The sequence below is a fragment of the Polyangium jinanense genome (genome assembly GCF_028435365.1).
The window spans coordinates 49,663-63,471 of the sequence record NZ_JAGTJJ010000031.1 but is presented as its reverse complement, the minus strand read 5'-3'; the positions used below and the strand labels follow the sequence as shown (position 1 = coordinate 63,471).

At 69.0% G+C, this 13,809-nt stretch carries 16 protein-coding genes; 7 read left to right on the top strand and 9 right to left on the bottom strand.

Features of this window, described 5'->3' with window-relative positions; genetic code table 11:
* Positions 1 to 22: 22 nt before the first annotated feature.
* The 3 genes from KEG57_RS35030 to lipA all read right to left on the bottom strand — a co-directional run bounded on the left by KEG57_RS35030 (position 23) and on the right by lipA (position 3,138).
* The gene (locus KEG57_RS35030) at positions 23 to 1,216 is read right to left on the bottom strand and encodes a thiamine pyrophosphate-dependent dehydrogenase E1 component subunit alpha (RefSeq protein ID WP_272424942.1); all 1,194 of its coding nucleotides are present in this window, start codon (positions 1,214 to 1,216) and stop codon (positions 23 to 25) included.
* Positions 1,217 to 1,419: 203 nt separating this feature from the next.
* Positions 1,420 to 1,992, bottom strand: a complete 573-nt coding sequence (locus tag KEG57_RS35025; protein WP_272424941.1) for a TerB family tellurite resistance protein — start codon at positions 1,990 to 1,992, stop codon at positions 1,420 to 1,422.
* Positions 1,993 to 2,061: 69 nt separating this feature from the next.
* Positions 2,062 to 3,138, bottom strand: a complete 1,077-nt coding sequence (gene lipA / locus KEG57_RS35020; protein WP_272424940.1) for a lipoyl synthase — start codon at positions 3,136 to 3,138, stop codon at positions 2,062 to 2,064.
* A gap of 139 nt (positions 3,139 to 3,277) precedes the next feature.
* On the opposite strand from lipA, the gene KEG57_RS35015 reads away from it, so the two are divergent.
* The 4 genes from KEG57_RS35015 to KEG57_RS35000 all read left to right on the top strand — a co-directional run bounded on the left by KEG57_RS35015 (position 3,278) and on the right by KEG57_RS35000 (position 5,723).
* On the top strand, positions 3,278 to 3,712 hold the full coding sequence (locus tag KEG57_RS35015) for a XisH family protein (RefSeq protein WP_272424939.1): 435 nt from the start codon (positions 3,278 to 3,280) through the stop codon (positions 3,710 to 3,712).
* Complete coding sequence (locus KEG57_RS35010; RefSeq protein ID WP_272424938.1) at positions 3,682 to 4,017, top strand: XisI protein; 336 nt, start codon at positions 3,682 to 3,684, stop codon at positions 4,015 to 4,017. Before KEG57_RS35015 ends, KEG57_RS35010 begins: the two co-directional genes overlap by 31 nt.
* Before the next feature lie 93 nt (positions 4,018 to 4,110).
* Complete coding sequence (locus KEG57_RS35005; protein WP_272424937.1) at positions 4,111 to 4,584, top strand: hypothetical protein; 474 nt, start codon at positions 4,111 to 4,113, stop codon at positions 4,582 to 4,584.
* Positions 4,585 to 4,949: 365 nt separating this feature from the next.
* Positions 4,950 to 5,723, top strand: a complete 774-nt coding sequence (locus KEG57_RS35000; protein WP_272424936.1) for a hypothetical protein — start codon at positions 4,950 to 4,952, stop codon at positions 5,721 to 5,723.
* A 3-nt stretch (positions 5,724 to 5,726) separates the two neighbouring features.
* Here KEG57_RS35000 and mtnA read toward each other — a convergent pair whose 3' ends face one another.
* From mtnA to KEG57_RS34975, 5 genes are all read right to left on the bottom strand, one after another.
* The gene (gene mtnA / locus KEG57_RS34995; RefSeq protein ID WP_272424934.1) at positions 5,727 to 6,821 is read right to left on the bottom strand and encodes an S-methyl-5-thioribose-1-phosphate isomerase; all 1,095 of its coding nucleotides are present in this window, start codon (positions 6,819 to 6,821) and stop codon (positions 5,727 to 5,729) included.
* Entirely contained in the window at positions 6,818 to 7,138 is a 321-nt protein-coding gene (locus KEG57_RS34990) for a hypothetical protein (protein ID WP_272424933.1), read from the bottom strand. Before KEG57_RS34990 ends, mtnA begins: the two co-directional genes overlap by 4 nt.
* A 4-nt stretch (positions 7,139 to 7,142) precedes the next feature.
* Complete coding sequence (locus tag KEG57_RS34985) at positions 7,143 to 7,991, bottom strand: SDR family oxidoreductase (RefSeq protein ID WP_272424932.1); 849 nt, start codon at positions 7,989 to 7,991, stop codon at positions 7,143 to 7,145.
* A gap of 66 nt (positions 7,992 to 8,057) precedes the next feature.
* Positions 8,058 to 8,894 carry a hypothetical protein gene (locus KEG57_RS34980; protein ID WP_272424931.1) on the bottom strand — a complete coding sequence of 279 codons (837 nt, stop codon included), beginning with the start codon at positions 8,892 to 8,894 and terminating at the stop codon, positions 8,058 to 8,060.
* Positions 8,895 to 8,896: 2 nt separating this feature from the next.
* Positions 8,897 to 10,552, bottom strand: a complete 1,656-nt coding sequence (locus tag KEG57_RS34975; RefSeq protein WP_272424930.1) for a hypothetical protein — start codon at positions 10,550 to 10,552, stop codon at positions 8,897 to 8,899.
* Between the two features lie 173 nt (positions 10,553 to 10,725).
* Between KEG57_RS34975 and rlmN the strand changes: the two genes are divergently transcribed.
* The 3 genes from rlmN to KEG57_RS34960 all read left to right on the top strand — a co-directional run bounded on the left by rlmN (position 10,726) and on the right by KEG57_RS34960 (position 13,442).
* On the top strand, positions 10,726 to 11,877 hold the full coding sequence (gene rlmN, locus KEG57_RS34970) for a 23S rRNA (adenine(2503)-C(2))-methyltransferase RlmN (protein ID WP_272424929.1): 1,152 nt from the start codon (positions 10,726 to 10,728) through the stop codon (positions 11,875 to 11,877).
* Between the two features lie 150 nt (positions 11,878 to 12,027).
* Entirely contained in the window at positions 12,028 to 12,930 is a 903-nt protein-coding gene (locus KEG57_RS34965; protein ID WP_272424928.1) for a serine/threonine-protein kinase, read from the top strand.
* On the top strand, positions 12,927 to 13,442 hold the full coding sequence (locus KEG57_RS34960) for a response regulator (RefSeq protein ID WP_272424927.1): 516 nt from the start codon (positions 12,927 to 12,929) through the stop codon (positions 13,440 to 13,442). The genes KEG57_RS34965 and KEG57_RS34960 overlap by 4 nt, the downstream gene beginning before the upstream one ends.
* Here the strand turns inward: KEG57_RS34960 and KEG57_RS34955 are convergent.
* Positions 13,432 to 13,785 (bottom strand): Hpt domain-containing protein, encoded by a 354-nt coding sequence (locus tag KEG57_RS34955; protein WP_272424926.1) that lies wholly within the window; start codon positions 13,783 to 13,785, stop codon positions 13,432 to 13,434. The two genes, KEG57_RS34960 and KEG57_RS34955, sit on opposite strands and share 11 nt — an antisense overlap.
* Positions 13,786 to 13,809: the final 24 nt, after the last annotated feature.

Below are 13,809 nucleotides of genomic sequence, written 5' to 3'. Positions count from 1 at the left end.
GGAGGGCGGGTTTCCCCGAGGATCAGTGGCCGTGCCCCTTGGCGCGCGGGCCGCGCAGAAGCTCGTCCCGCTGCTCTTGCAGGTGCCAGGGCAGCTCGCCGTAGACGTCTTCGAAGAGCGACTCGAGCGGGGGCGCCTGGGTCTTCTCGGAGACCGCGATCGCAGCCTTGAGCTCGGCGTCGAGCTCGGTCTCGAGCTCCTTGTCCTGCGCGTCGGTCCAGCCGATCGTGCGCTCGATGTACCGGCGCAGGCGCGGGATCGGGTCGAGGCGGCGCCAGGAATCGAGGCCCGCCTCGGGCCGGTACGCCTTGGGATCGTCGCTCGTCGAGTGACCTTCGAGCCGGTAGGTGAGCGCCTCGATGATCGTCGGGCCTTCCCCACGCGCGGCACGAGCGACCGCGTCACGCGTCACCTTGACGACGGCGAAGAGGTCGTTGCCGTCGCAACGAACGCCGGGGACGCCGTAGGCGATGCCCTTCTGCGCGAAGGTCTCGCTCGCGGTCTGCCGCTCGGTCGGCACGCTGATGGCCCAGCCGTTGTTGCGGCAGAAGAAGACCGTCGGGGCCTTGAAGACGCCCGCGAAGTTCATGCCGTTGTGGAACTCGTTCGAGCTCGTGGCGCCGTCGCCGAAGTACACGAGGACCGCCGTGTCCTCCTTGCGGGTCTTCGCGGCCCAGGCAAACCCGACGGCCTGCGTGATCTGGGTGCCGATCGGCGAGCTGACCGAGCCGAACTTGCCGCTCTTCCACGTGTAGTGGTCCGGCATCTGGCGACCCTTCACGGGGTCGTTCGCGTTGCCGAACATGTTGTCGACGTACCGCTGGAGGGGCATCCCGCGCCAGAGCGCCGCGGCAAACTCGCGGTAGCACGGGAAGATCCAGTCGTTCTGCCGCATGGCGAAGGCGCTGCCGAGGATGCTCGCCTCCTCGCCCTTGCAGCCGATGTGGAAGCCGATGCGCCCCTGCCGTTGCAGGAGGACGAGGCGCTCGTCGAGCAAGCGCGCGCGCACCATCGCGCGGTAAAGGGTGAGCACCTCGTCGCTGCGAAGACCAGGATCATTCGTCGGATCGAGGGTGCCGTCGTCGCGGAGAACACGCACGACGTCAGGCGCGTGCGCGTCGAGCGGATGCCGCGCGACCGGGTGGGCGGAGCCTTCCATGCTGCCCCCCGAGGCAGTGGAGGCGAGGCTCGATGCGGGTTGGGTGGCAGTGCTCATGATGGCGCCCGGACCGTAGTCAAAGGGCGACAGAATGGCCAGGGGCCAAGCGCAGATCACGCCATTTTACAACACGCCGCGTCGTGACTGCTGCATGTGCGAAGAGCGCGCAGAATAGCCGGCAATCATTGCGCGAATTCGTGCTGCACATGCAGCATGACGGGCATGCACGAGAGGAGGCGTACGCGTCCGCGTGTCACGCTTCAGACGGTGCCGAGCGCTTCGCTGGCTTCCGTGATCACAGCGTCGACCGCCGCCGCGCCGAGCGAGAAGCGCTGCGCGAGACGATCGAGGAGCGCGCGCTCGGAAGGTCGGATGCCGCCCGACGCGCGCGCCATGATCGCCGCGATGCGCAGGACCTCACGCTGATGATCCCGATGCGTGATCATCTGAGCGATGTGTGCGACGCGCTCGTCTTCACTCTCGCGTTGTTGCGCGGAGACAAGCTCGCCGAAGAGGGCCTCGATCTGCTCGGCCGAGACCTTGCCATCGCAGCCGATGCCGATGATCGCGCGAAGCACGGCGTCCTCGGTCGACGAGAGCGGGCCATCGGAGGTGGCCACGAGGTACGCGCTCTCGACGGTGCCCTCGAAGAGCGCAGCCGCCGCAGGATCAAAGCCGGAAGGGGCCGTGGCCTCGTCCCCGATGGGGGCGCTCTGCGCGAGGCGCGCCGCCTGCGCCAGGATCGAGTGCTGCACGCCGCGCGGGGCGTTCGGCCCAGGCCGTGCGATGCACTGCGTGACGCGCTCGATGAACTTCTGGTCAGGGGAGCTCATGCCGGGATCCTTCCCTCAAAGCCCCTTTTCACACACTCTGGACGAAACGCCAAGCCCCGTGCTCGAACGTCACCGACGGACGAGTGACGCAGCCGGGACGAGGCCCGCAGCCTCGGAACGAGCGCCGAGCGGGATCTCGACACTCGAAGGAGAGCCGAGCTCCAGGGCGACGCGCGCAGCCTCCCGACGCGCGACATCGAGCCGCGCATCGAGCTCGGCCTGCACGTCGCCGCCCTCACCGCCCTTGCCCCGCAAGAGGCTGCGCAGGAACACCTCGGCCGCGCGGTAGCTCGACCGAACGAGCGGGCCGGACGCGGCGTAGAGGAACCCCATCGCGAGGGCCTCTTCCTCGTACCGCGCGAAGGTCTCCGGCGGCACGAACCGCAGGACCTCGTGATGCTTGGGCGTGGGCCGGAGATACTGGCCGATGGTGACGACGTCGACGCCGACGCCGCGAAGATCCCGCATGGTCTCGACGACCTCGTCGTCAGTCTCGCCGACGCCGACCATGATGGAGCTCTTCGTGAGTTGACCCTCGATCCCCTGCGCCCGCGCGCGCGCCTTGGCCCGCTCGAGCACGGCGAGGGACTGGTCGTAGCTCGATCGGACGTCACGCACGGTGCGCGTGAGGCGGCGGATGGTCTCGACGTTGTGCGCGAAGACGTCGGGCCGGGCATCGACGACGGTGTCGACAGCGGAGAGATGTCCGCAGAAGTCCCCGACGAGGGTCTCGACGAGGATGTCGGGGCGGAGCGACTTCAAGCGCTGGACGGTGCGGCCGACGTGCTCGGCGCCGCCGTCGAGGAGGTCGTCGCGGTTGACCATGGTCATGACGACGTACTGGAGATCGAGCCGTGCGATTGCGCGCGCGACGTGCTCGGGCTCGCGGGTGTCGACAGCGCCGCGCGGGTTGCCGGTGGTGACGGCGCAGAAGCGGCAGCCGCGGGTGCAAACGTCGCCGAGGAGCATCACCGTCGCCGTGCCCTCGCGCCAGCACTCGCCCACGTTGGGGCAACGCGCTTCCTCGCAGACGGTGTGGAGATCGAGCTCGCGGAAGGTCTGCTTGAGGTGATGGTAGGTGTCGCCGCCCGGCGCGCGAACTTTGAGCCAGGGGGGCTTGGGGGCAAAGCGGGAAGCGGCGGTCATGGGGGAAGGTTCTGGTGCCGTGGAGTCGGGGTGGCAAGGGTGATGTAGGGAGCGAGCAGAACCGCTGAGGACGAGCGGGCAAGACGGCAGCGGTGAGGCGCTGGAGGGGCCCGGACGTGACTGCTACGATCGTTTGCCCATGCTCGCCCGCGACGAGCATCACGAGCACGTGCGCCGCGCGCTCCTGCGAGACGGCTGGACGATCACGCACGACCCGCTCCGTGTTCGATGGGGCGCGCGGGACATGTACATCGATCTCGGCGCCGAGCGGCTGATCGCGGCGGAGAAGGCGGAGCGCAAGATCGCCGTGGAGGTCAAGAGCTTCGGCGGGCTCTCGCCGATCGACGACCTGGAGAAGGCGATCGGGCAGTTCGTCATCTACCACGACGTGCTCGCGGCGGTGGAGCCCGAGCGCACGCTGTACCTCGCGGTGAGCGACCTCGTCTACGACGACATCTTCTCCGAGCCGATCGGGCAGCTCCTCGTGGAGAAGCGGCGGGTCAGGCTCATGGTTTTCAGCACGGAGACGGAGAGCATACGCGAATGGACACCCGAGCCACCGATGGTCAAGTGATCGAGCGCGTGCTGTCGGAGTACGCCGCGATCCCGTACGCACACGGGGACGTGCAGACGCAGACGGTGTTCGACCGGGAGCGCGGGCACTTCCTCTTGATGATCGTAGGGCGCGAGGGGAGGAAGCGGGTGCACGGCTGCCTCGTGCACATCGATCTCGTGGGGGACGATGTGGTGATCCAGCGGGATGGGATCGAGCATGGGATCGCGCCGGAGCTCGTGCGGGGTGGGATCGCGCCGGAGAGGATCGTGCTCGCGTTCCATGTGTACGGGGCGAAGAGGTATTCGGAGTTGTTGGCGGCTTGAGAAGCGAGCGGCGGTCGAGCATGGTGCCATGCGACCGGAGGCGCTATCCATTCATTGACCGAGGAGTCGCTACAGACGAGGAGACCATAACGAATGGCCTACACGCTGGGTTTCGGCAAGCATAAGGACAAGACGCTTGAGTGGCTCTTCTTTAATGACCCCGGGTACGTCTGGTGGATACTGAGCCAAGGCGCGCAGAAGAATCTCAAAGGAGCCGCGCGTACGCGCTTCGACGACCTTGTCCGACGAGCGAAGCATCTCGCGATTCCCGGCAAGTGCGCGCATTGTCCCCAGACCGTCTCCCAGATGAGTCTCACCAGGCATCCAAGCGGAGGACTTGCCTGCGTCGATTTCTTCTGTAGCAGGTGTCACCACGATGGGGGTTCGTTTTCCGTGCTCACCACGCCTGCTTTCTACACGCCGGACTTCTTTAAGAACTACGACAAGCTCGGAGGGAAATTTCTAGTGGATGCCATCAAGTATGCCTACTTCGGCAAGAAGGTCCGAATGACGCAGGCGAAGATGGAGGAGTTCTTTGACAAGCCCAGCAACTTTGTAAACCCGTAGCAGTTATCCTTGCGCGAACACGTGCGCGGGTTGGCCGATTTATTCCGCAGGTAGACCGCTCAAAACGCAACGGCTCTGGCATTGTACCAGACTGGCTTGTTCTCCTCTCGCGAGCCGTGATCGGGCACACGACGGCGCGGCCCGTTCCCCCCGACGCCCCCTCCACGCTCCCCCTCCGTCCCCTGTCCCACCCATGATGCCTCCACCACGGTTCCACTCCGTGGGCTCCCCTCATCGCAACGTTGCTGTCACGGACGCCCCCCGTCCCCCTCCCCCGTCGCAACACTGCTCCCACGGACCGCCACCGTGAATCTTTCCTCCCCCGCGGCGTTCTTCTCGCACCCCTACACCAAGGAGGCACGTCGATGGGAAACCTCAAGGACATCTCCACCGCCCGGATGGTTCGTATCACCGAGGCATGGCTCGACCCCGCGCGTGATCGCCCCACGATCGAAGCGCTCCCCTCGGGCCCCACCCTCATCGGCAAGATCGAAGCTGCCCACGCGGGCCTGCTCTCCACCCAGAAGAAGGACCTCTCCACCTCGAAAGAGCTCGCCACGCTCTCCGACAAACAAGCCGTCGCCGACAAACGACACGACCGCAAGATCCGCGCGTCGTGGTTCGTGCTCACCGGCTTCGCCGAGGCCGCCGACGATCCCAAGGACGCCGAGGCCATCCTCGCCGCACGCGATGAGCTCCTGCCGAACGGACTCAGCGCGACGAAGGAGAGTTATCACGACGAGGCCGGCGCCGTGGAGCTCACGGATGCGCGTATCTCCGAGAAGACACGCGCACTCCTGAAGAAGCTACCCGTGCCCGGCGGCAAGCTCTGGAACGTCGCCGAAGCCTGGTTCGAAGCAGGTCGCGAGCTCGGGCAACTCGAAGATCAGAAGGAAAAACTCACCATCGCCGTCGGCGCCACAGGCCCCTCGAAAATGGACGCCCTCAAGGCGCGCAACTTCTGGATCAAAGTCGCGCGCCACGTCGAGACGACCCTCGAACTGGAAAGCGCGAGCGAGCAGATCGTGAGCGCGATCCTCGGACCCCTGCACGCGGCAGAGAAGGAGACCACGCGACGCGTGCCGTCGAGTGAGCTCCTTGGAAACGATGCCGCGGTGCAACCTGCAGCGCCCGCGTAAAACCTACCCGCTCGCCTCCCCCGCCCGCGCAATCTCCCCCGCGGCAAACTCTCCCCGCTCCGTGAAAATCGCCGTGATCAGCTCGGCCGGCGTCACGTCGAACGCCGGATGCCGCGCTGGCACGCCTTCCGGCACCAGCACCGCGCCTCCCACCCGGACCACCTCGTCCCGGCTGCGCTCCTCGAGCGGGATGTGATCGCCGTCGAACGTCGCGAGGTCGATCGTGCTCCACGGCGCGGCCACGTAAAACGGGACGCCGTGGTGCTTCGCCAGGCAGGCGAGCCCGTACGTGCCGATCTTGTTCGCGATGTCCCCGTTCCGCGCGATGCGGTCCGCGCCCACCACGATCGCCGTGACCTCGCCCCGCCGCAGGAAATAGCCCGCCATCGAGTCCGTGATCACCTCGACCGGGATGCCGTCCTGCGACAGCTCCCACGCCGTCAGACGCGCGCCCTGCAGGTACGGCCGCGTCTCGTCCGCCAGCACCCGCACACGCTTGCCCGCCTCCGCCGCCGCGCGAATCACGCCGAGCGCCGTGCCATAACCGCCCGTCGCCAGCGCGCCCGCGTTGCAATGGGTCAGGATCGTCGCGCCGTCCGGGATCCGTGCCGCGCCGACTCGCCCCATCTGCCGGCACGCTTCGCGGTCCTCCACGTGAATCCGCCGCGCGAGCACCGCGAGCTCCGACACGCGCGCATCGGGCGGGTCGTTCGCGTGCGCCTCGGCCGAGACGAGCATGCGCGAAACCGCCCAAGAGAGGTTCACCGCCGTCGGTCGAGCCGCCACCAGCATGCTCGCCGCACCACGCAGGCCGGCGACGTACCGCTCTCCCGCCGCCGGACGCAGCGCACGCGCGGCGAGCACCATGCCGTAGGCCGCCGCGATCCCGATCGCCGGCGCGCCTCGCACGACCATCGCGCGGATCGCCTCCGCGACCTCCTCGGCCGAGCGCAGGGCCACGTAGACCTCGCGCGCTGGCAGATCCCGCTGGTCGAGGAGGAACACGCGGTCGCAGCTCTCCGCGAGCTCGGCCGCCGAGTAGCCCGCGCCCGAGAGCGCCGGGGCCGGATACCAGGGCGGAGGCGCTACCGTGGTCACGAATGCCCTCCATGCCCGTTCATCGGGCCCTCCGCCGCGCGGGCGAGCTCGAGGCGACCCCGGATCTCCTCCGCCACCATGGCGAAATCTTCGGCCGCATCGGCCTTTTTCCCCTCGAGGTAGGCCCGGAGCCCCTCGATCGCCGTGAGCGCGATGCTCGCGTTCACGCCCTTCTGCGACAGGGCCTCGATCACGTCACCGTTCTTCAGGAGATCCTCGAGATCGTCGAACACGCTCGCGATCTCCCGGGTCGGATCCACCGAGAAGGCGGAGCTCGATCCGATCGTTCGGTCGTCGTCGTCGTCGCTCGAAGACATGGCCTCACTTCTTCTTGTCGACGGTCTCGGTCGTCGTCGGGAGCGCCGAGAACGGGAAATGCGGCGGCTCATGGCCAGGCGCGCACTGGTACTTGGAGAAATCCGTGACGCCCTCGCTGCGCAAAAGCTCCTCGTCGATCCAGGCCTTGCCCGGCCGCGCCGAAGGCTCCTTCGTGATCAACGCGAGCGTCGCGTCTGCGAGGATGTCCGACTTGCGCCAGAACTCCGGGCCGCCGAGGCCGAAGTTGATGGTCGCGTAGCTCTCGATCGCCGTCGCCGGCCAGAGCGCGTTCGCCGTCACGTTGTGCGCCTTCGCCTCTTCCGCGATCCCCAGCGCGATCATCGTCATGCCGAACTTGGAGACCGCGTAGGCCCCATGGTGCGCGATGCCGTTCACGTCCACCGGCGGCGACATCATCACGATGTGCCCCCACTTGCGCTCGATCATGTGCGGCAAGGCCGCACGCGCGAGCGTGAACGAGGCGCGGACGTTGATGCCCATCACGAGGTCGAACTTCTTCACCGGCGTCCCGAGGACGTCCGCCCACCAGAGCGCGCCCGCGTTGTTCACGAGCACGTCGAGCCGGCCGAAATGCGCCGCCGCCTGCGCGACCGCCGCCTCGCACGCGTCCGCGTCGCGCACGTCGAGCTTGATCGGCAGGGCCCGGCGGCCGAGCGCCTCGACCTCCTTGGCCACGCTGTGGATCGTCCCCGGAAGCCGGGGATTCGCCTCGACCTCCGACTTCGCCGCGATGACGACGTCGGCGCCCTCCCGCGCACAAGCGAGCGCGACCGCCCGGCCAATGCCCCGCGAGGCGCCCGTGATGAAGACAACCCTGTTCTCGAGCCGCATGGCGGGTTCCATACTGCACGCCGGCACCCTCCGCGACGGATTTCGTCGCGCCAGGGGTGCGCGCCGTCAACGCCGGCCCTTGCTCCGCTTTCGCGTCCCCGAAACGATACGAGCCGCGTCGCGGGGAGGCTTCTTGCTCGCCTCCAAGAGACCCGCGATCCGCGCGGCCTCCGCGTTTTTCAGCCCTCCCCGGCGCAGCGCCGTGATGGCCTGCGATACGACCTCGCGCGTCTCCGGGCGCTTCGAGGACGTTTTCGCTTCGAGCCACGCGACGACCTCGGGGAAGCGCGCCGCGAACACCGCGACCTCGGCCGGCATCGCCTCGCGCAACGTGCGCAGGCCCTGGGATCGCTCCGCCGCGCGCGGGGAGACGTCGGCGAGCATGAACGCCTCGTCGAGCCGCGCGATCACCTCCTCCGGCCCGCGCAGGCGATCGAGGACCTCACGATCCGCGAGCGCATCGAGCACCACGTGCGCGTGGAAGTAGCCGTCCGTCCAGGTCGCGAGCTCGCGCAGCGTCTCCTCGCCCTTCCCGAGGAGCACCTCCCGCAGGGCGGAGGCGATGCCCATCCGGACGAGGTGCCGCGGCTCGTCCGCGAGGTCGTGCAGCGTGCCCATCGCGCCGCGCGCATCGAGCCCCACGAGCACTCGCTGGGCGAGCGCGTGTGCCGCGACGATCACCGGAAACTCGCCGGGCGCGGCGAGCAGCGCGCGAACGAGCGCGTCCGCCTTGCCGCGACGTGATGCGATCGCGATGCCTGCCGTACGGGCGAACTCGAGGTTCGGACGGGTGCCGGGCAGGTTCGAGTGTCGATCGAGCACATCGAGGAGGCCACGTAGAGGGCCACCGGCGAGGACCTGATCAAGGGCCGCGTCGAGTTTGCTGGGTTGTGCTTCGGGCATTCTCAGAATCCGATGGTGGCGCCGACCTCGGGCGTCAGCACGAACGTGACCACGGGGAGCGTCACGTTCGCGCGCAGGCCAACGCTGATCGCGACCCGCTCGAGGGGCGCATACTGGAGCCCGCCGCCGAGCGCGAGAAATCCCTGCCCCGCTTGCTTGTACGCCTTCAAGGTCTGGATCCGCGGCTCGACGTACGTGCCCTCGTAGGTCGGGTTGCCGGGCCTCGTGCACGGGCTGTTCTGGTCGGACGGGTTCGCCGCGCCGCAGGCGACGCCGTCCTCGAGGACCTCGACGTTGACGGGCGTGTCGATCTGCGCAAGCCCGGCCGCGGCGAAGACGAACGGGCGCGCGCCGAGGCTTTCAAACGGGGTCTTGCCGATGAAGTAGCTGCCGCGCAGCTCCGCGTGCACCGGCAAAAAGCTCGCGGACTCGGCGCTCGACGTGCGGAACGCGAAGCCGACGCGCACGCCCGCCAGGATGTTGTCGAGGAACAGCCGGTCGTAGCCGGCGACGACGCGGATCGTGGAGAGCGCGAGGCCCGCGGACACGTCGTTCGCGACGCCGGGCGTGGGCGCGCCGAGGTATCGGCTCCCGTCGCCGCGCACGCACACGAAGTGATCACGCTCCTGCACGTCGACCGTGCAGACGTCCTTGCCCGAGAAGATCGAGATGTCCGGCGCGATCGTGATCGAGACCCAGTTCTTCCGCGGGCCCGTGTCCTTCGGCTCCTCGCCGCCGCCTGCGAGCTTCTGCGTGCACTCGCCGGCGACGCACGAATACCCCGCGTTGCACTGGTTGTCGTCGAGGCACTGCTTCGGCCCCGACTCGACCTTCACGCAAAGCTCGGGCGGCGCGAAGCCGGGCCAGCTCGGCGGCTCGCCCTCGATGCGCGCCTTGATCGCCGTGCGGAGGGGCTGCGTGCGCGAGCCCGCGCCCGTCACGATCGCGCCGTCCGCGTCGGTGATCGTGATGTAATAGTCGAGGTTGCCTTCCTTCGTGACCTCGGTGCACGGCACGTTGATGCCGAAGCCGAACTCGCCGACCTTCTTCATCACGAGCGTCTTCCAGTCGCTCGCGCCCGGGGCGAGGTAGTTGACCGCGACCTTCTTCGCGTCCTGGATCAGCTCGGGAGCGAGCCGCACGTAGAGCGGCAGCGGCGTGTCGACGCGCTGCTCGGGCGGTGTCGTGTGCGTCATGCCCTGGCCCGAAGGCGCGGGTTGTCCCCCTGCGGAAGGCCCGGGCGCGCCGTCGAGCTTGAGCTGCTTGCGCGCGTTCTCGTACGCGTACCTCACCTCGCCCGAGCTCATGTCCTCGTCGGGCTTCACCGTCTTGTCGAGGGAGAGCGCCTCGACGAACACCTCACGCGCGTCCTCGAGCTGCTTCTTGCCACCCGCGAGCACCACGCCGAGCGCCACGAGCGCCCGCGCCTTTACACTCGGCGTGCACTTGTCCGCGCCGCACGCGTCGATCGCCGTCCGGAGTCGCTTTTCAGCCTGGTCGAACTTCGTCTCCAGGTAGTCGACATCCATCGCCTGCGTGATGGCCTTCTCGGCCTGCGCGTCCTTCGGCGCCGCCGCGCGCGCAGGCAGGGCGCAGAGGAGCGGAGAGCCGAACGCGAGCACAAGCAGGGCACGGTGTGCGAGACCCAAAGGACGCATCGGGCGAACTCTACCTTAACGGCACGTGGAGCCGAAAGAACTCGGACCCCACTGCACCACAGGTTGTCCACAGGGCTGTGGAAAAGGTGAGGACGAAGGCTCGGACAGCCTGGTCGTTCCGACGGGTCCCTGGGTGACTGCCGCGCCGGCCGTCGCCGTAGTAACAGAGGGGCGTGGACGTTCTCGACAAGCGCGGGGGGATCCCGCTGGTCTCGCGCGCCGCCCGCGGCGACGCGCTCCTCGCCTCGCACGACGCAGGCTCGCTCGCCGAGCGCCTCGTCGCAGCCGGCGGAGCTCCCTCGGCCGCGCGCTCGGCCGCTGCGCGGATCGTCCGGCATGCGTTCTTCCGCGACCTCGCCGAGGTGCCCTGGGGCCCCGACGTCTTCGCCGGGCTCGGCATCGGCGCCTGGGCCCACGCGACGCTCGCCGCGCTCGATCCCGCACCCGCGCTCGCGCTGCACGAGCGCGCGCCGGCCGAGGACGGCACGATCCGGCTGCTCTTTCGCGCCCGGGACGGCGCCCTCGTCGAGTCGGTCCTCATCCCCGGCCCCGGCCGCACCACGCTCTGCATCTCCAGCCAGGTCGGCTGCGCGCGCGCCTGCGCGTTCTGCGAGACCGGCCGGCTCGGGCTCGAACGGCAGCTCTCGACGGGCGAGATCATCGACCAAGTCCGGCTCGCCCGCGCGCTCTGGAACGAGGCCGGCGGCGCGCCGCCGCTCTCGAACCTCGTGTTCATGGGCATGGGCGAGCCCTTCGACAACCTGCCCGAGGTGCTGCGCGCGCTCCGCTTGCTCACGGACGATCGCGCCTTCGCCTTCGCGCCCTCGCGCGTCACGGTGAGCACCGTCGGCGTCGCCGACAAACTGCCCGCGTTCTTCGCCGGCACGCGCGCCGAGCTCGCCGTGAGCCTCAACGCGCCGGACGACGAGCGACGCCGCGCGATCATGCCCATCAACGCGCGCTTCCCGCTCGCTGCGCTTCGCGACGCGATCCTCGCCGCGCTCCCGCACGGACGCCGCGTGCTCTTCGAGTACGTGCTCTTCGACCGCTGGAACGACGCGCCCGAGGACGCCGATTTGCTCGCCGCCTACGTCCGCGGGATTCGCTGCCGCGTGAACGTGATCCCGTGCAATCCCGGCCCCGATCCGGCGCTCCGCCCGCCCGCGCCCGAGCGGCTCGACGCCTTCGTCGCGCGGCTCTCGTCGCACGGCGTGACCACGCTCGTCCGAAGGCCGCGCGGCCGCGACGTCGGCGGCGCGTGTGGCCAGCTCGCGGGCGCGCGGCGCGCCGAGCGCGAACGAAGCAGCTTGCCCGAGGGCGCCTGACGCAGCAGCGGCTTCACCTTCGACGACGGAAGCCCGGAGGAATCCGCATCACAGGCGCCCGCGCCCGCGTTTCTTTTCACTCGCGACGCCCGAGCAGCCGGCCTAAAAAAGAAAAGGGCCGGCACATTTTCAAGCCGGGGCGGGCAGCTCATGAGCATACCTTCGTCGCCAGACAGATCCGGCGAAGCCTACGTCGATACGTCGTCCCTCGACGAGTTCGGCAACGTGATCGACGCGCCCTCGCGGCCCTCGATCACGCCCGAGCCGGGCTCGCTCGTGGCTGGCACGTACCACGTCGAACGAGAGCTCGGCCGCGGCGGCATGGGGGTCGTCTACCGCGCGCGCGACACCTGGCTCGATCGGACGGTGGCGCTGAAGCTCATCGTGCCGACGTGGGACGACGCGCTCGCGGAGCAGAAGCTCCAGCAGGAAGCGAAGGCGCTCGCGACGCTGCGGGATCAACACGTCGTGCAGGTGTACGCGTTCGGCCGCCACGGGCGCTCGTACTTCTTCGCGATGGAGTACGTCGCAGGCCGCTCACTCGAGGCGATCCTCGACGACTACCGGCAGCGCCAGAGCTTCCTTCCGCAACACCGCGCGCTCACCATCCTGAGCCGCATCGCCGACGGGCTCGACGCCGCGCACGCGCGCGGCATCGTCCATCGCGACGTGAAGCCCGGCAACATCGTCATCGAGGAGGACACCGGCAGGCCCGTGCTCATCGATTTCGGGCTCGCACAGCAGTCGTCGGATCCGGATCCCGAAACGATCGAAGGCACGCCGATCTACATGGCCCCCGAGCAAGCCGGGCTCGGCGCCGACGGGATCACGGTAGGCCCGTGGAGCGACATCTATGCGCTCGGATGCGTGGCGTTCGAGCTGCTCACGGGGCGCACGCCCTACCTCGACCGCAACATCGTGCGGCTCCTGCAGGCCCATCAGCGCGCGCCCATTCCCCTCGCCTCGTCGGTGCGCCCGAGCTCGCTCCGTTCGATGCGGTGCTCTCTCGCGCGCTCGCGAAACACCCCGTCGATCGGTATCCGAGCTGCGTGACGTTCGCGCGTGACCTCGTCCGCGCAGGCTCCCCCAAGGCCGCCGCGGCGCCGTCGATCCAGGAGCCGCCGCCGAGCACCCGGATGCCCGGGGAGAACATCCTCCGGCCGATCCGCGTCCTCGCGGTGGACGACGATCCCGCGTTCGGCAAGTTCGCCGCCAAGGCGGCCGAGCTCGCCTTGAAGGGCCGATCGGTGCGCATCCGCGTCGCGCGCTCGGGCCAGGATGCTCTCGACGCCGCGCGCGACGAGCCGCCCGATCTCGTGCTGCTCGACCTCGACATGCCCGACCTCGACGGCGTGGACACGCTCTCGCACCTGCGCGCCTTGCCGCGCGGCGATCACGCGCGTGTCGTCGTCTTGAGCGGCCGCGTCGGCCCGCAGGAGCGCTGGAAGTTCGCGGTCCTCGGCGTACGCGAGTTCGTGGCGAAGCCGATCGATCTGCGCCGCCTCGTCGACACGATCGACGGCATCGTCGAGCGGGCCAGCTGGGGCGCGGCCCCTACGGCTTGAGCGCGGCGCCCGCGCGATCACACGCCGCGCGGGCGCTCGCGAGCGCGCGCTCGATCTCGGGCCACGCTTGCTCCGGGGGCAACCAGCCGCCCTGGATGCCGAGCAGCCCGTCCTCGATGAGGCCAGCGGCGTCGCTGATGTCCTGAAACCGGTATGATCCCGCGGTCCCGCGCAGCGCGTGCGCCCTCGACACCGCGACGCGCATCGCGTCCTTCGCGCTCCCCTGCTTCGCCGCGGACACGACCTCGGCGAGCTGCTCCAGGAGCCCCGGCAGCTCCGCCAGGTACTCCCTGCGTAATTCCAGGAGCGCCGCTCGGATCTCGTCGTCCTTCGTATGCGCCATCGGGTGCGTCGATCATAGGCGGAG